This window comes from Echinicola strongylocentroti (assembly GCF_003260975.1).
GTDB lineage: Bacteria > Bacteroidota > Bacteroidia > Cytophagales > Cyclobacteriaceae > Echinicola > Echinicola strongylocentroti.
The window spans coordinates 1,212,575-1,230,487 of record NZ_CP030041.1 but is presented as its reverse complement, the minus strand read 5'-3'; the positions used below and the strand labels follow the sequence as shown (position 1 = coordinate 1,230,487).

12 protein-coding genes are annotated in these 17,913 nt (G+C 44.5%); 9 read left to right on the top strand and 3 right to left on the bottom strand.

Annotated elements, in window-relative coordinates; all coding sequences use genetic code 11:
* Window position 1: 1 nt before the first annotated feature.
* The 9 genes from DN752_RS04825 (at window position 2) to DN752_RS04785 (ending at window position 14,558) form a co-directional block, all read left to right on the top strand.
* Window positions 2-1,495, top strand: coding sequence for a RagB/SusD family nutrient uptake outer membrane protein (locus DN752_RS04825; protein ID WP_112786419.1), 1,494 nt, complete (start codon window positions 2-4; stop codon window positions 1,493-1,495).
* A gap of 50 nt (window positions 1,496-1,545) precedes the next feature.
* Window positions 1,546-2,475: a dihydrodipicolinate synthase family protein gene (locus DN752_RS04820; RefSeq protein WP_112782908.1), complete on the top strand. Its 930-nt coding sequence runs from the start codon at window positions 1,546-1,548 to the stop codon at window positions 2,473-2,475.
* Window positions 2,476-2,513: 38 nt separating this feature from the next.
* Complete coding sequence (locus tag DN752_RS04815) at window positions 2,514-5,225, top strand: sodium:solute symporter family transporter (protein ID WP_112782907.1); 2,712 nt, start codon at window positions 2,514-2,516, stop codon at window positions 5,223-5,225.
* Between the two features lie 36 nt (window positions 5,226-5,261).
* Window positions 5,262-6,803, top strand: coding sequence for a sialidase family protein (locus DN752_RS04810; RefSeq protein ID WP_245949458.1), 1,542 nt, complete (start codon window positions 5,262-5,264; stop codon window positions 6,801-6,803).
* The gene (locus DN752_RS04805; protein WP_112782905.1) at window positions 6,800-8,332 is read left to right on the top strand and encodes a sulfatase family protein; all 1,533 of its coding nucleotides are present in this window, start codon (window positions 6,800-6,802) and stop codon (window positions 8,330-8,332) included. The genes DN752_RS04810 and DN752_RS04805 overlap by 4 nt, the downstream gene beginning before the upstream one ends.
* A gap of 47 nt (window positions 8,333-8,379) precedes the next feature.
* Window positions 8,380-9,558: an AGE family epimerase/isomerase gene (locus tag DN752_RS04800; protein ID WP_112786418.1), complete on the top strand. Its 1,179-nt coding sequence runs from the start codon at window positions 8,380-8,382 to the stop codon at window positions 9,556-9,558.
* A 70-nt stretch (window positions 9,559-9,628) separates the two neighbouring features.
* The gene (locus DN752_RS04795) at window positions 9,629-10,393 is read left to right on the top strand and encodes a creatininase family protein (protein ID WP_112782904.1); all 765 of its coding nucleotides are present in this window, start codon (window positions 9,629-9,631) and stop codon (window positions 10,391-10,393) included.
* A gap of 15 nt (window positions 10,394-10,408) precedes the next feature.
* Window positions 10,409-12,514, top strand: coding sequence for a GDSL-type esterase/lipase family protein (locus DN752_RS04790; RefSeq protein WP_112782903.1), 2,106 nt, complete (start codon window positions 10,409-10,411; stop codon window positions 12,512-12,514).
* Window positions 12,515-12,518: 4 nt separating this feature from the next.
* Window positions 12,519-14,558: a family 20 glycosylhydrolase gene (locus DN752_RS04785; RefSeq protein WP_112782902.1), complete on the top strand. Its 2,040-nt coding sequence runs from the start codon at window positions 12,519-12,521 to the stop codon at window positions 14,556-14,558.
* Between the two features lie 717 nt (window positions 14,559-15,275).
* Here the strand turns inward: DN752_RS04785 and DN752_RS04775 are convergent.
* The 3 genes from DN752_RS04775 to DN752_RS04765 form a co-directional block, all read right to left on the bottom strand.
* Window positions 15,276-15,575: a hypothetical protein gene (locus DN752_RS04775; RefSeq protein ID WP_211324132.1), complete on the bottom strand. Its 300-nt coding sequence runs from the start codon at window positions 15,573-15,575 to the stop codon at window positions 15,276-15,278.
* Window positions 15,576-16,266: 691 nt separating this feature from the next.
* The gene (locus DN752_RS04770) at window positions 16,267-17,139 is read right to left on the bottom strand and encodes a sensor histidine kinase (RefSeq protein WP_112782901.1); all 873 of its coding nucleotides are present in this window, start codon (window positions 17,137-17,139) and stop codon (window positions 16,267-16,269) included.
* Entirely contained in the window at window positions 17,129-17,515 is a 387-nt protein-coding gene (locus tag DN752_RS04765) for a DUF7793 family protein (RefSeq protein WP_112782900.1), read from the bottom strand. The genes DN752_RS04770 and DN752_RS04765 overlap by 11 nt, the downstream gene beginning before the upstream one ends.
* Window positions 17,516-17,913: the final 398 nt, after the last annotated feature.

Sequence of the window (17,913 nt, the reverse complement as noted above, 5' to 3'; positions counted from 1 at the left end):
CATGAAAAATATAAAGCATAAATTAATACAAGCGGCGGCATGCTTGGGCGTTCTTTTGCCGGTAGTCTCATGTACGGGGAACTTGGAACTTACCCCAACGAGTGAAATCACTGTTGCCGGGTTTTGGACCACAGAGGATAACGCCAAGGGCGCGCTTAACGGGATGTATGTGCGCTTTCGAGACCAGTCAGCCAGCAACCTTTTTACTTGGGGAGAGGGACGTAGCGGAACGTTGACCTATGGACTTCAGGCTTCCGAGGGCTTGGAAAGGTATTTTGAAAATACGGTTGATCCCAATTTTGCCGGCCCAGACTGGCTGCGGATGTATACCGTGGTGCACGATGCTAATCTTTTGATCGAATATGTCCCTGGAATTGGGTTTACCAATGAGGCAGACAAAAACAGAATGCTTGCAGAAGCCTATACCATGCGGGCGTTCGTCTACTTTACCATGGCCAAAACCTGGGGAGGCGTCCCACTGGTGACCAGCCCAACAGAAGGATATGATGCCGAAACGACTTTTAGGGAGCGTTCCTCGGTAGACGCAGTATTCGCGCAGGTAAAGGAAGACCTTAATACGGCCTTATCACTTTATCCCGATAATTCGTTGTCTGCTGGAAAAGTATCGTGGAGCAAACCCGCTACAAACGCCCTTAAGGGGGATGTTTACCTTTGGACGGCCAAGCAGCTGGACGGAGGAGATGCCGATTTGCAGACAGCCTTGGAGGCTCTCCAAGAGGCAGATATTGCTGAATTGGACCTTCTGCCTAATTATGATGATATCTTCCGATATGATAACAAAGGCAATAATGAAATATTGATGGCCGTGCATTTTAGGGACCTGGAATCCGGGACAAACTACAACAGTGGCATGTACATAAGGGACGACCAAATCCCTGCAGGGGCAGACCCGGAAGTTATTGACCAAATTGGCCAAGGTGGTGGATTGAATCGTTGGGGACCTTCGCCAGTGGTCACCTCCGCTTATACCAATGGAGACCAACGTAAAAACGCCACCTTCCTCAGTATTTCCATTCCCAATGAAGATGGACAAATGGAACCCTATGCGAATATAGTGACCAAATTAAGGGGATATATCGACCCTTCTGGCCGTAGGTTTTTAGATGATGTGGTATTGTACCGCTATGCGGACTTGTTGTTAATGATCGCCGAGGCAAAAAATGCCTTGGGAATGGATCCATCAGAAGAGATGAATAAGGTGAGGCTAAGGGCTTATGGCGAGGACTTTGAAGGTCACCGTTTTGTGGACATGGGGCAGCTTGCCAATGATGAGGCCATATTGGAGGAACGGCTGTTGGAACTGTCCTTTGAAGGAAAACGATGGTGGGATCTCGTGAGGTTTGACAAGGAATTTGAGCTGGTACCCTCCCTCCAAGGTAGAGAAAATGAGCAATACTTGACCTTATGGCCTATCTCGTTGAACACCATAAGTCTCAATTCTAAAATCACCCAAAATCCAGGATACGGAAATTAATTGTTAGGGGACAGGAAGGCAGCTGCCTTCCTGTCCATAAAAAAGCAACCATGAAGTTCAAGAAAATAAACGGCCTAATCGCGGCCACTTTTACACCATTTTGCGAAAACGGATCCCTTGATGAGCGTAAAATCCCTATTCTCGCACGCTCTTTAAGTGCTAATCGTATGGCAGGGGTTTTTATTGCTGGCACTACTGGAGAAGGTGCAGCCATGACCCATGACGAAAAAATAACGTTGTTTGAGGCATGGGCACCTTTTTCCTCCCCCGAATTTAAAGTGATGGCCATGTTGGGAGGGACCAACCAGAAAGAAGCCGTCTCTTTGGCAAAGAAGGCCCATGAGTTAGGCCTATACGGGATTGCGCTTACGGCTCCTTATTACATGCGGCCCAATTCGGTGAAGCAATTGGTGGACTATTATGAGCCGATTGCCGCGGCGGCACCTGGTCAAGCATTTTATTTTTACCATATCCCTTTGCTTTCCAAAGTGGAACTTCCAATGGTGGACTTTTTGGAAGAGGCGGGGAGAAGAATCCCCAACTTTGCTGGGATCAAATACACGCACAATGACCTAATGGAGTTTAACAAATGTCTGCGCTACCAAGCTGGTAAATATGATATTCTTTGGGGATGGGATGAGACCATGCTGGCAGGATTGTCCATGGGAGCAAAAGGGGCAGTAGGCAGTACCTATAATTATGCCGGACCACTTTACCAGAACCTTATAGAGGCTTTTCAAAAGCAGGATATGGAAGCGGCCAGGCATTGGCAAGAAAAGTCCATTGACCTGATCAGCCTATTTGCTCATTATGGTGGTGCGGCCTGCGGAAAGGCTATTATGAAACTATGTGGTCTTGACTGTGGCCAATTCCGCTATCCCGTACAACAGCTGGACAAGAATGATTATATGAAATTGGAAAAGGATCTCGATCAACAGGGCTTTTTCCAGTGGAGTAGTCACGCAAAGCAGGGGCAATAGGACAAGCCAAATTCCCATTGTAAATTAAACATCCATCCATGAGAGCTATAACCTATATTGCCAGTATCTTATTTTTTACATTCTTCGGAAAAGTCGTCCTTGGACAAGGTCTTTTCGATAACTATCTAGGGAGTTTTACCTTTGAGGACCTACCGGACATGCCGGCAGCTGTGGGAGACAGTGTGTCCTTAGGGTATGCGGGCATGTTTGCCGGTGTGCACGAGGATGTGTTGATCTTGGCAGGTGGTGCCAATTTTCCAGACAAAGCACCGTGGAAAGGAGGAACGAAACACTTCTCACAGCATGTTTACGTTTTGGAAAAATCACCTGGGGGATATCGTTGGGTAGAAGGACTGGACCTGAAGTTGCCCTTTCCAGTCGCCTATGGTACCAGTATTAGCACACCAAAAGGGCTTTTGTGCATCGGTGGCAATAACCAAAACGCTACATTCAAAAAAGTATTTCTACTGAAGTGGGACCCCGTGATACGGCAAGTGGAATTACAATACCTGCCTGATTTGCCCTTAGCCCTTAGCAATTCCACTGGAGGGTTAGTAGGGGCTAGCGCATACCTGGCTGGTGGGGAAGGAGAGGTGGTTTCCGATGCTTTTTTCCGTATGGATCTTGATCAAGATAAGCTGCGTTGGGAGAGGTTGCCGTCATGGCCTGGAAAACCACGTTCACATGCCGTTTCTGCTGTCCAGAACAATGGGATGAACGATTGTTTTTTTCTATTTGGTGGACGGCGGCTACAGGAAACTGGTGTAAGTGAGTTGTATGCAGATGCCTTCTGTTATGACCCTCAAAAGGAAGGTTGGAAAAAAATAAGCAGTATACAGGATGAGCAAGGAAACCCCCTTACATTATCGGCAGGAACTGCCGCAGCACAGGGGGCAGGCCAAATCGTGTTTTATGGTGGTGTCAGGGGAGATACCTTCAATGAACTCGAGCGGTATGGGGCAGCTCTTTCTGAGGTTGTGGATACCTTGGCCCGGCAAGAACTTATACAAAAACGGGACATCTTGATGGAAAACCATCCTGGCTTCGACAGGGATATCCAGGTCTATCATACCATAACGGACAGTTGGCATACCATGGGCAGGCTTCCATTCACGGTGCCTGTTACTACTACGGCCGTGCCATGGGGCGGGGAGGTGATATTGCCATCAGGGGAGATCTCTCCGGGGGTGCGGACCGCATCCATCCATGGCGTGGGATTCAAAAAAGAAGGCGCTTTTGGCTGGGTCAACTATACCGTTTTGGGACTCTATTTGGGATCCTTGGTATTGATGGGGGTTTTGATTTCTGGAAAGCAGCATTCCACTGAGGACTTTTTTAAGGCTAGTGGAAGGGTTCCATGGTGGGCGGCTGGCATCAGTATATTCGGCACTCAGCTTAGCGCGATTACTTTTATGGCCATACCGGCCAAGACCTTTGCCACAGACTGGACCCTGTTTTTTTTATTGATGACCATTATCATTGTCGCTCCCATAATCATAGGTGTATTTCTGCCATTCTTTAGAAGGTTGAATATCACTACAGCCTACGAATATTTGGAATTGAGGTATAACCGATCGGTACGGCTGATCGGTAGCTTGATCTATGTGGGGCTTCAGCTGGGAAGACTTGGAATCGTATTACTCCTTCCATCCCTGGCACTGACTGTGGTGACTGGAATAGATGTCTCCATGTGTATCTTGATCATGGGACTTTTGAGTATTGTATACACCGTCCTGGGTGGCATCGAAGCAGTGATCTGGACGGATGTGATCCAGGTGGTCGTACTCCTTGGTGGCGCATTGATATGTCTAGGTTTTGTTTTTTATGAAATCCATGAAAGTCCAGCCGAATTAATGTCCATAGTCATGGATAACCAAAAAGGAAAGATCTTTGACATGCGCATGGATTTTACGGGTACCAGCTTTTGGGTAGTGCTCATCGGGGGGATAGCGGCAAATATCGTACAGTATGGCAGTGACCAGACCGTGGTCCAACGGTACTTGACCACCAAGGATGAGAAGGCTGCAGCTAACGGGATTGCTACTGGTGCATTGATGGCACTGCCCTCAGCCCTGATCTTCTTTAGTATGGGGACGGCACTTTACCTGTTTTACAAATTGCACCCTGCAGAACTTAGCCCAGCAGTCCAAAATACCGATAGTATTTTTCCCTTTTATATTGTGACCCAACTCCCCACAGGTATATCCGGTTTGTTGATTGCCGCAGTTTTTGCGGCAGCGATGTCCAGTCTGGACAGTAGCATGAATTCGGTGGCCACAGTGGTGACCACAGATTTTTACCAGAAATGGTTTCCCAAAGATACCACCGGTAAAAACACCCTGGGATTTGCCCGGTGGGTAACCGTTATTGTTGGGGTTTTTGGGACAGGTTTTGCCCTGGTGATGGCCAGTTTGGGACTCCCGTCACTTTGGGACCAGTTCAATATGATCATAGGGCTTTTTGCAGGAGGCTTGGGTGGCATCTTTCTGATCGGAATGCTGTCGGATAGCGTCAATGGGAAGGGCGCATTGCTTGGACTATTGTGCAGTGCATTGGTGCAGGTGGCCGTAAAATACGGTTCGGACCTTAGTATTCACTTGTATGCCCTGACCGGTCTGGTAAGTGCGATGGGGATGACTTATATAGGTAGTTTCTTCTTTACCGATAAGCGGGATATCGATGGCTTAACGATCCATTCATTGGGGAATAAGAAGGGGAAACAGGTAAATAAAACATTGGAAAAAGCTTAATTAAGAAAAATATTGGAGATGATAACATTCAACAAAATGCACGCATTCCTAATGGGAAGCTTATTGATCATGATGGGCAGCTGTACTTCACGGCCAACCGGGGCTGCTGCCGAGGTACAGGTAACAGTAAACCAGCACACGTATCCGGTAATCAAAGGGCAAAATAACGATGTGCTTTCTATGGAATTTACCCTAAAGGAAGGGGATGTACTGGAGGAATTGTCATTGGCTATTGAGGGGGCAGAGGTTTTGGAATCACTAACGATCCATGAATTGGAAAATGCCGCAGGTGATAAACGGCAACCCCTAGCGGCACTGGTAAAGGTAGGTAAAAAAGTATTGATTGATGTGGACAGGCCTTTTTCACCTGGTTCACATAAATTGGTGCTCGGCATTCAGCCCAAGGAAAACGCATCTTTAAAAGAAACGCTGCAAATTGGCTTAAAAGATATAACGTTTGCCAGGTCCAATGCTACTCTTTCAAAGCAAGTCAACTCGATGCCACTGCGTTTGGCAACCAGCCTAAGGACTGCAGGCGATGATGGGATAGCGGCTTATAGGATTCCCGGATTGGCGACCACCACGGAAGGTAGTTTGATCGCTGTGTACGATGTGCGGCACAACAGTTCGGTGGATCTTCAGGAGGATATTGATGTGGGAATGAGCAGGAGCACTGATGGAGGGGAAAACTGGGAGCCAATGAAAATCATCATGGATATGGAGGAGTGGGGCGGAAAACCCCAGAAGGAAAATGGTATTGGGGATCCCGCCATTCTGGTGGATCCAAGTGACAACACGATCTATGTGGTCGCACTTTGGCTGCATGGAAAACCGGGGAAAAGAGCATGGTTCAGCTCAGGTAAGGGGATTTCCCCAGATGAAACAGGACAGCTGGTGATGGTCAAGAGCAAGGATGATGGGAAAACGTGGTCCGCTCCCATCAATATCACTGCACAGCTCAAAAAGAAGGAATGGAAACTCATGTTCAACGGGCCAGGAAAAGGTATTACGATGAGGGATGGGACATTGGTCTTTGCTGGACAGTTTAAAGATGAAAATGACATGCCTCATAGCACGGTGATTTACAGTCAGGACAAAGGGGAAACATGGCATATCGGTACTGGAGCCAAGTCAAACACTACCGAGGCGCAAGTGGTCGAGCTCAATGACGGAAGCCTGATGCTGAACATGAGGGACAACAGGGGTGGGGCACGGTCGGTAGCCGTCACCAAGGACCTTGGAAAAACCTGGCAGGAACATCCCTCAAGCAGATCTGCCTTGGTCGAGCCAGTTTGTATGGCAAGTCTCATTACCTACCCTGAAAACAGGCAATCCATGGATGCCTCTCATCTGTTCTTTTCAAATCCGGCCGTAACAGACGGTAGGTATGATATGACCATTAAATCCAGTCAGGATGAAGGAGTGTCTTGGTCTAGTGGACTGTTACTGGATGAAGGGAAAGGATGGGGCTATTCCTGCCTAACCGTAATAGATGAGGATTATCTGGGGATCCTGTACGAAAGCAGCCAGGCACATATGACCTACCAGATCATACCGATTACTGACTTGGTCCCATGATAAAAGCCATTGAAATAAAAAATAGTGTTTTTCTATGGGGCTGGTTTTTGGCCGTACTGCTTCTGTCATCATGTGATAAAGGTGCAAAAAATGGATCAGGAGCAAAGGAAAAAATGAATGTCCTTTTTATCGTATCAGAGGATAATGGACCTGAACTAGGTTGTTACGGTAATCAGGATGTTTCCACACCCAATATTGACCAGCTTGCTGAAACTGGTGTAAGGTTTGACAATGCATTTGTTACCTATTCGGTCTGTAGTCCATCTCGTTCGACCCTGTTTACAGGATTATATCCTCACCAAAATGGACAGATTGGATTGGCCACTCATCATTATCAGATGTATGATTCATTGAAGACCCTCCCGGGGTATTTACATGATGTAGGATACCGTGCTGGGATTATCGGTAAACGGCATGTTAACCCAGCTACTTCTTTCAAGTGGGATTATGAAGCCATCAAGGGTGCCAATTTTGAAAAAGTGCAATTGGAAAAATATGCTGAAAGTGCCTTGGAATTTATCCAAATGGATGCTGGAAAGCCTTTTTTTCTAATGGTCAATTTTCCCGATGCCCATTTCCCACTTCAAAAGCAAGTGGATGGATTACCTCCACAGCCTTTGGATGCAGATGATGTAACTGGCACGCTGCCCTTTATTGGTGTGGACAGTAGAAGATTACGAGAGTACACTGCAAACTACTACAACAGCATGGCCCGTCTGGATATCGCTGTGGGATTGTTGCTGAAGAAACTGGAGGAGGAAAAGTTATTGGAAAATACAGTGGTGATTTACATGGGAGATCATGGGCCCCAATTTTCTAGAGCAAAGTGCTCTAACTATGAAGCGGGTCTGAGAGTGCCATTGATCATTCGCTATCCACCCCGAAATCCTCATGTTGGTATGCGGAAGGAGCTGGTGTCTTCCATCGATATTGTACCCACTATCATGGATATTACCGGAGCTAAATGCCCCGATTCCTTGGATGGGAGATCGCTATTGCCACTATTGGGCCAAGGCTCAGAAGGGCAGTGGAGAGAGTATGTTTTTGCCGGAGGTGCAGGTTCCACTTCTTTGTTTTTTTACCCGAGAAGAAGTGTGAGAAACGACCGCTATAAACTGATACATAACCTATTGTATACAAGAGAAAACCCAAAGTATTCATTTTATGCTGATCATTTAAATGGACATTTTGACGGTGGAACTGAGGAGGGAGAGCTTATGCAAGGCACCGATGAGGTCAGGGCAGCTTACGCCACATGGAAAAATCCGCCCGAATATGAGCTTTATGACCTACAGGAAGATCCATATGAGTTCAGGAACTTAATAGGAAATCCGCAATATGTCTCCATAAAAGGTGAAATGATTGGAGCCTTGGTCAAGTGGCAACAAGAAACTGATGATCCATTCTATGACAAGGGTATTTTAGATCGATTTGTAGCTGAAGTGGATTCAGTGAACAGGCATTTCCCTAACCACTCCTATGCTAAAGATTCCACTTTTAGGTGGAAGTACTTGCAGTATTTTAAATAATCAGATCAAATAGCTTGCCTAATAAAGGAAATATACCATCGCATACCATGGACAAAAATAAGATTCGTGATTATAGCCAGCAGTATAAGACTGCACTTTTGGAAAATGTCATTCCTTTTTGGGAACGAAATTCCCCCGATTGGGAAAACGGGGGCTATTTTACCTGTTTGGACAGAAAGGGGAAGGTATTTGATACCGATAAGTTCGTATGGCTCCAAGGAAGACAAGCCTGGATGTTTAGCTTACTCTATCAAGAAGTGGATAAAAGGGAGGAATGGTTGGCCATGTCCAGGCTTGGTATCGAGTTTCTAACAAAACATGGTAGTGACAGTAACGGTGACTATTACTTTTCCCTGACACAAAAGGGAAGTCCATTGGTACAGCCATATAATATCTTCTCAGATTGTTTCGTGGCAATGGCCTTTGCGAAATATGGACAGATTTCACAAAATGAGGAACTAGGTAGCAAAGCCGTGGGGATTTTCCAACGGATTTTGGATCGTCAGGAAAACCCTAAAGGAAGATACAACAAATCCTATCCCGGAACCCGGCCCTTGAAGAACTTTGCTTTGCCCATGATCCTTAGCAATCTCTGTTTGGAAATGGAGCCCTTGCTGGACAATGATTTGGTAGAAGGACTTCTGGACACTTGTGTGCAAGAGGTCATGGTGAATTTTCTCGATCAGGACTCTTTGTTGATGTTCGAAAACAGGACATCGAACAATGGGTATTCCGACAGCTTTGAAGGCCGTTTGCTCAATCCCGGGCACGCTATAGAAGCTATGTGGTTTATGATGGATATAGCAAAAAGACGGGGAGACCAATCCCTTGCCGACAAAGCCGTAACGATAATGATAAGGCAGCTGGAAAATGGCTGGGACAAAGAGTACGGAGGGATATTTTATTTCTTGGATCATAAAGGTCATCCTCCTCAGCAACTGGAATGGGACCAAAAGCTTTGGTGGGTACATTTAGAAACACTGGTGGCATTAGCAAAAGGATATCGGATGACCGGGGACAAGCGATGTTGGGAGTGGTTTGAGACGGTACACCAATATGCTTGGGGGAATTTTTATGATGCCAAAGAAGGGGAGTGGTTCGGGTATTTGAACAGAAGGGGAGATGTACTGCTCGATCTCAAAGGAGGAAAGTGGAAAGGCTGTTTTCACGTGCCGCGGGCACTTTATCAGGTCTGGAAGACCATGGAAAGTGGGATAGATAAATAGGACATTTTAGCCATGTCAGAAGAGCTAGCCGATAGGTGTTGAGAGGATCATTGATCAAAGCAAATAAACAATGAAAAAATACATATTGAACCAATCCAATTGGAAAACGGTCAAGGAAGAAAAGTTTACAATTGCCCTACTACCCTGGGGAGCCACAGAACCGCACAACTATCACTTACCTTATGGGACGGATACCCTTCAATCTGAAAAAATTGCAGAAATGGCCGCCTCTAAGGCGCATAGGAATGGGGTCAAATGTATGGTACTTCCCTCCATCCCTTTGGGTGTACAAAATCCCGGGCAGATCGATTATCCTTTTTGTATTCATACGAGACCAACTACCCAGTTGGCTATATTGCAGGATATCCTTACGTCACTGGATCGTCAAAAAATTCACAAATTGGTCATTGTCAACAGTCACGGGGGCAATGAATTTAAACCGATCATCAGGGAGCTTCAGATCCAATTTGAACATTGTTTTATTGGAGTAATAGACTGGTTTAAAGTACTAAATAATGAAGATTATTTTGATGAGCCCGGTGACCATGCAGGGGAAATGGAAACCAGCATCATGCAGTTTTGCTACCCAGAGCTGGTTTTGCCCTTGGAAGAAGCAGGTGAAGGGAAAACGACGGGATTTAAGTTGGGAGGCCTAAAAAGTAAGTTGGTATGGACGCCCAGGAATTGGGGGAAAGTAAGCGAAGATACAGGAGTTGGCAATCCGCAAAAGGCCTCTTCCAAGAAAGGTGAACGTTTTTTGGATGTTTTGACCGATAGAACCATGGAGTTTCTGACTGAATTGGATAAGGTAAACCCAATGGATATTTATCAATAAGAACAAGTGGAAAGAATGAATACCTTGGAGAACCGAACAGCAAGGGCAACAATCCTTTCGATGCTATTGTTTTTGGCCCTGATCAATGTAAATGGTCAAACTAAAATCAAGGTGGCTTGTATAGGCAATTCAGTTACTTATGGTCTGGGGATTCCGAAAAGGTGTGTTTTTTCTTACCCCGCCAAGCTCCAAGCGCTATTGGGAGAGGGATATGAAGTTAAAAATTATGGTCACAGTGGGGCCACGCTGCTGCGTAAAGGGCACCGCCCGTATTATTTGACCGAAGAATTTGACAGTGCATTGAAGTATAAGCCGGATATAGCGGTCATCAATTTGGGATTAAACGATACAGACCCGAGGAATTGGCCTGATTATGGGCTTGCTTTCGAAGCTGATTATGCTTGGCTAATAGCACAATTCAGGAAGATAAACCCAAACATTGAAATCTATGTAGCCCTGCTAAGCCCCATTTTTAGTGGCCATCCACGCTTCAAGTCAGGAACTCACCGTTGGCATCAGGTCATCAATAACAAGATGGTAAAAGTGGCCCGTGCAAATGAGGTGCAGTTGATAGACCTATTTGCCCCGCTAGTAAAACGTCCGGACTTATTTCCTGACAATATCCACCCCGTAAAAGAAGGAGCGGCATTAATGGCGAAAACCGTTTATTCTTACCTCTTGAAAGATTTTGGAGGATTGCACATGCCGGAATTATTTGGTGATGGTATGGTACTTCAGCGAGGAGATAGTATTCCTGTATTTGGAAAGGGTAATCCAGGTCAGGTGGTGACGGTAGATTTTCAAGGCAAAAGAAGACATACCACAGTGGATCGACATGGTAAATGGAAGCTATACCTTACGGGAGTCAAAACGGGAGGGCCATTTGTTATGGAAATCAACCATTCCAAACAGTGCATTACCTTGAAAGATGTATTGGTGGGGGATGTATGGTTGTGTATGGGCCAATCCAATATGGATTTCCCTCTGCAAGCTTCCCAGTCATGGGGAGAGGAAGGAAGACAGCTAAAAAACAATAACATTAGACTTTTTAAATTCCATGCAATAAAGGCAACGGATAACAGCCCATGGGATAGCCTAACCCTTAAAAAGGTCAATGGGCTCGGCTATTTTAAGGGGTACTGGAATGTTGAAAGAAAAGGCTTTTCTGCAGTCGCCTATCATTTTGGAGTATCTGTCCAAGGTCAGCTTAACGTGCCTATAGGCCTTGTACAATTAAGTTTGGGAGGAGCCCCGATCGAAGCCTTTGTGGATAAAAAGGCACTTTGGGAAGATCCACTGTTGGTTAATCTGTTAGAGAATTGGGCGAATTCTGATTATATCATGCCATGGGTAAGGGAAAGGGCAACGGTAAATATGAGCAATAAATTTTCCGAACGACAACGACACCCTTATCAACCTTCCTATATATATGATGCAGCATTGAGCAATATCATTCCTTTTGATGTCAAGGGAATACTATGGTACCAAGGGGAAAGTAACACCCATAATCCTGATTTGTACAAAAGAATGTTTTTTCAGATGGTCAGGGATTACAGGCAAAAGTGGCACAATCCATCCCTTCCCATAGTGTACGCTCAGCTTCCCGGGATGGCCAGACCCTCTTGGCCCAACTTCAGGAAAATGCAACAGGAAATAGCCCAAGAGCTTTCGTTTTCAGAAATGGTGGTCACTGTGGACCTGGGAGATTCCCTCGATGTACATCCTACAAAAAAGAAGAAAGTAGGTGAACGCTTGGCCCTAAAAGCACTCTCCCAAACCTATGGTATGGAAGTATTGGCCGATGCCCCAAAAATGAGTTCAGTGGAATGCGGACAGGAGGCGATTTTCGTAAGTTTTGACCACGGGGAGGGGCTATGCACGCTTAATGGAGAAAAAGTGATGGGGTTTGAATTGGTCAACGGGAAGGGACAGTCGGTTTCAGTCCTTGGAAATATAACTGGTGATCAAGTAAAGCTAACTATACCTAGGGACTTTCATGTGAAGGAAATAAGGTATGCATACGAACCCTTTACCAGGGCGAATTTATCCAACACGTCTGGAATGCCAATGGGTACTTCGTCAATACAAGTACCATCAAAAAGAAATGAGCAACTAAAATAAGCTAATGATGACCAAGTCTCTTTTAATTACCTTTTTAATACTTCTTTTTACAGGGAATCACTTTCAGGTTTTGGGGCAGAAAAGTGACCTTAATGAAAGGTTTGTAACCAAAAAAACGATACGGGAACTTAGGGAAGCCCCTGTGAGATTGATTCCTTATCCTGACTCGATCGTGTGGGAAGATGGCGGAAGAGTCATGGTTGATGGCCTGAAATTGCAAGGAGAAACAAAAATCATAGCGTCTTTACAGAACGAGTGCCAAGACATCGTCAGAGAAAAAGGCTTCTCTTCATCCGAAAAGCACAGCTTGGCCATTAAATTGGAGGAAATACCAGAAATGGATAAGGAGGCCTATAATCTATTGATTACTCAGCATGGAGTGACTGTTCAGTCAAGTACTGAAGAAGGCTTTTATTATGGGATGAAAACACTTCGCCAATTGATCATTCAAGAAAAGGGTGTCCATTATATACCAAAGGTCAAAATAGTTGATAAGCCCCAATTTCCCGTTCGCGGGTTCATGGTTGATGTAGGAAGAAACTATCAGGAGCTAGATCTGCTGAAAAAGCAACTTGATATCATGTCTGATTATAAAATGAATGTGTTTCACTGGCACTTGACCGATAGGCCTGCGTGGCGGATAGAAAGTAAGGCCTTTCCCCAGCTGACCGCAGCAGAAAACCATAGAAAAGGAAGGGATCCAGGACGCTATTATACTTATGGTGAAATCAGAGAACTGATAGCTTATGCCAAAGAGCGAAAAATCCAAGTAATCCCCGAAATAGATATGCCAGGGCACAGTGATTCCTTTACCAAGGCGATGGGCTTCCGGATGGAGTCAGAACAAGGTATGGACGCTTTGAAGGTGATTTTGACGGAATTCTTTTCAGAAATCCCGAAAGAACTAGCTCCTATTATCCACATTGGTTCCGATGAGGTCCATGTGCCAAATCCAAAGGAGTTTATGGAGCGGATGGTTGCAGTAGTGGAGTCCAATGGTAGAAAGGCCATGATGTGGAGCCCCGGGCTTCCTGCGTCTCCTTCCGTCTTACGGCAGTCTTGGGGAGAGATGGATACTGTTAAGGCAAAAGACCACCGTTTTTTGGAGATTGATTCCCGTAACAGTTATATCAATAACGCAGAACCCATGACATTTGTGAACAAGTTACTGTTCAAGCCCATTGGGGCTACCATGAGCCAAAATGATTGTCTTGGAGGAATACTATGTCTATGGCATGATGTCAATGTAGCTGACCAGAAGGAAGTGTACCTTAATAACCCCGTTTATCCCGGGCTGCTGACCTATGCATGGGCCACTTGGACAGCTGATGTTTTGGAGGCACCTGCTGAATATATGGTTACACTTCCTCCATTCGATACCGGTGCCGCTGACTATTTTAATATATTTGAAGATTACCTTTTAGACCATAAAAACCGGTTTTTCGAGCATAAGTCTTTTCCCTACCTTCGACAGAGTGATCGTTCATGGAAGCTTTATGGACCGATAGATCAGCCCATGACCGATATTGGACCGATCGACAAATGGATAAGTGAAGGTGGTGAATTCCTTCAGGGCAGGGGAAATACCATCATCATTCGAGATAGATTCCAGCAGGGAGGCTATTTCCCTGGCATACAGAAAGGGGAAACAGTGGTAGCCAAAACTTCCGTTTTCAGCGAGGACAAACGAGAGGTGCTGGCTTGGATTGCTTTTGAAACACCCCTAAGGGCCAATAGAACCTATGGAGGCATTCCCGAAAAAGGCAGCTGGGATGTTCAAGGAGGAAGAATATGGGTGAATGGTGAGGCCTTGCCAGCCCCGGAGTGGGAAAACCCCGGCTGGCATCCTTCGAAAATTGAAGGATGGGGGAGCAAACAGGACCAAGAAGTTCCCTGGGCACAAGAAGAACTATACTGGCGTAGAGAACCTTATAAACTGTCCTTGGAAAAAGGTATGAATGAGGTGACCATTACCATTCCCTATGCTAATAAATACCAAAACTGTATGGTGACTTTTGCCATTTTAGATAGGGTGGCTTATTGACCGAATTAGAAAAGGGGGCAGACCGAAAACCGCATCAAGGAAGACGTCTGTTGTGCCTATACTATGGTAGCAACCGCCTAGGAGCAGGAATCTATTAATTGCCCGAGGCATTGAGGCAGATGATTATAGACCTGAGCTCGACTTAATTTTAGTATTAAAAGCGTCATAGCGAACCCTTTTAAAGAGGATGTGGGTTGGAAAAGGGTGTGGCAACTCGCCGCGGCGAGCTGCCACGGCTTCCACCCCTCAAATCTCCCTCTAAGCCTCGCAGTGCATGTTCCGACCACTGTACGGAAACGATTTTATAATCGAACTGGGGTTATAGGGAAATATGGTTCGAATAGAATCGGGAAACTTCTCGCCTGGAAAACCAACTGGCTGCGACCAAGCCACAGAGAGTGTCGAACCATTCCAAATATGTTGATAGATCCCTTGAAAGGCTCTCTAAGCTGGACATACTTTATGAAAACGGACATATTGAGACAAAAAGAAAATTAATAGGTTCGATATTCCCCGAAAAACTGTGTTTTTCAAAAACAGCTTCTCGAACCGGAAAAATTAATGCTATAATTGATAGTATCAGCCAGATAAACAATTGGTTACAGGTGAAAAAAATGAGAGTAAAACAAAAAGTCGCCTTACTCTCCTTGGGTGGAGGATATTCGGCTGTTGTCTGGTATTTGAGATCAATAAGGGCACACCTAGGTTTAGGGGGAGTCAACCAAGCGTATAGTAAGTGGCTCTCCCTTTGCCTTGTTTTTTGATAAGGTTTTGGCCTGCCATTTCAGTGAGGATTTCATAAGTTTTTGTGTTTTTTAAGTCCAATAAGATCGTAGCCTCTTTCCTTGAGATTTTTCCTTTTTCAAGTAAATATAAAAGGATGGTCTGTTTTTCTTTCTCTAATCGTTCGTAATCCTGTCTTATTGATTGGTCTTGCTCAATACTTTCCTTTGAGGATGGTGTTATCTGTCTTCGAATAAATTCAATGTCAAAATAAAAAACAAGGTGAAATTTCAACTTGTTTTGGCTTGTGAAGCTCACGGTAAGTGGATAGAGCTCTTTTTTAGAAGAAAGGGAAATGTTAGAGAAGCTTAATCTTTTAGGAAGGCTTGGTTAATCATGCATAGTGGTGTCTAGAAAAAACACCACTATGCATGATTTTGGTATGATTGAAAGAATCGGACCCGACAAAGGTGGAAACAGGAAAATATGGAGGAAATAAAGAATTACTTGTTAGAGTCCATGTCCTTCAATGTCAGGTGTTTCAATGATGTTCTTGCAGTTTTTTTTCGGATTGGGATTGGATTTGTCAACATATAGCGATAAATGTGTTAACCTCACCATTGGAATGCCTAGGCATTGTAGAAAGATACCCTGACAAAGACAGGATACTCTTGTTGCACATCCATTTGCTCCAAATCTCGGGGAGTGAATTGCTGGAATGGTTAAACCCGGAATATGCATTAGCCTATCTACGCCACGGCGCACAGGTGTTGCGACCTGAAACTGCTTCAAAATCAGCCGTTTCACTTTAGTTTGGAGGCATTAGCGTAGCGGTGCTACGCTAATGCCTCCAAACTAACTGATTTTCTTGCAATTTCAGCTCTCACTACGATTCCTAACGCATAATCCGGGTTAAAAAGGGTGGGACTGATTACTGAATGGTCGTTTTTATGGTATCGTCATCCTTTGATTCGTGTGATTATTGCTACAAAGGCACGGTGAAATGGAAAATCGTGCCTTCCCCTAGGGATGATTCTGTCCATACCTTTCCACCGTTTTCCTGAACTATCGTTTTGATAATTGCCAGCCCTAGACCTGTTCCCGTCATTTGGTCGTCCCTGCTCAGACGGAAGAACAGGTTATAGATTGTGTCCTTGGATTCCTCGGGTATCCCTGGGCCGTTGTCCTGAACGGAAATTAGGATGTCATTCTCCCGATGGGTACTGCTGACAACCAATTGGCATTTGTCCTTGTCGTTGAATTTAATGGCATTGTTGATCAGGTTCGAGAGGATCTGGTAAAGTGCAGTAGGGTTATAACGGACATAAGAAACCTCGATCTGATAGGATATGCTTACCGGCTGGACAACGGATAGGCCATCGACGATGCTGGAACACAACTCCTTCAAATCGATTTTTTCCTGGGTAGTGCTTTTGTCAGTGGCCTTCGAATATTCTAATAGACCATTTACCATGTCCAGACTATTTTTATTCAATGATTTCAGCACTTCAACATACTCGTCCAAATTGGAATAATCGCCGCTCTTGATTTCAGAGCCCAATAGGTCCAGGACACCATTGGCATTGTTTAAGGGAGACCTGATATCATGGGCGAGCGTATAAGAGAAATTTTCAAGTTTATGGTTGGATTCTCTTAATGTTTCATTTTCCCTTGTTTTTTTTTCGACTTCCTCACTTAACATGTTCAATCCATTTGTCAACATGCCCAATGGCTCTTCAGTGGCTTTTGGTTCGACCCTACATGGAAAGTTAAAACTTGCTATGTTCGTTAGCAGTTGTATAAGTTCAATTATAATATCATTACCGTTGCGGGTATACTGTTCACTTTTATTCATCATCTTCAATTGTTTTCAACCATTCAATTGCTATGGAATGTTCTGTAAACATTCTTACGGGAAATAGGGGTTTATTGAATCCCAAAAAGAAACTTCCAATGAGATTGCTATAAACGGTTTGTGCCACAATCCCCACTGCATATTGTATGTCGGCGCATTGTGTACTGGCAAATAGATCCCGGCATTCTTTGGAAATACCGGTAGCTCTGCTTATATCGATCAAGACAGCTGCAGGTTTGCCTTGTGATAGTTCCGATACGGCTTTTAGGTTTTCTTTTCCATCATTAAGTTCCAGAAACTTATTGGGGAGTACTTTACAATAAATGATACCATTATTAAGAAGTGTAAGTTCTTGGGTGGCAGTGGTGGTACTGTTCATATAAATTATCTTTCAATATCATTAAAATATGTAAAATTCTAGATGTTTATTGATCAAATGGATTAAAATAGGCTATTTTAAATAGTTGAAACTGCTTTATCTAAAATCAGGCCAACTTTGGGTGTTTTGAAGATGTTTTTTTATGGTTTGAAAAACTTTAATTACGTTGAAAGATGTTTTTGTGGTTTGATATGTTGTAAATTATGTAAATGTGAGTTTTGGCATAATTGATCTTCATGAAACTCAAATTGATTAATATTATATTTTGTGTCAAATTTTGAGTTTTTGATGTCCTTACCGGCACTATGTGCAGCGATTGAAAAGAGAGGTTAGGGTACTTGAAAAAAACCTAGTGATAGGTTTACTTTTCAGGTATTGCCAGTTCTCGGAAGAGCGCC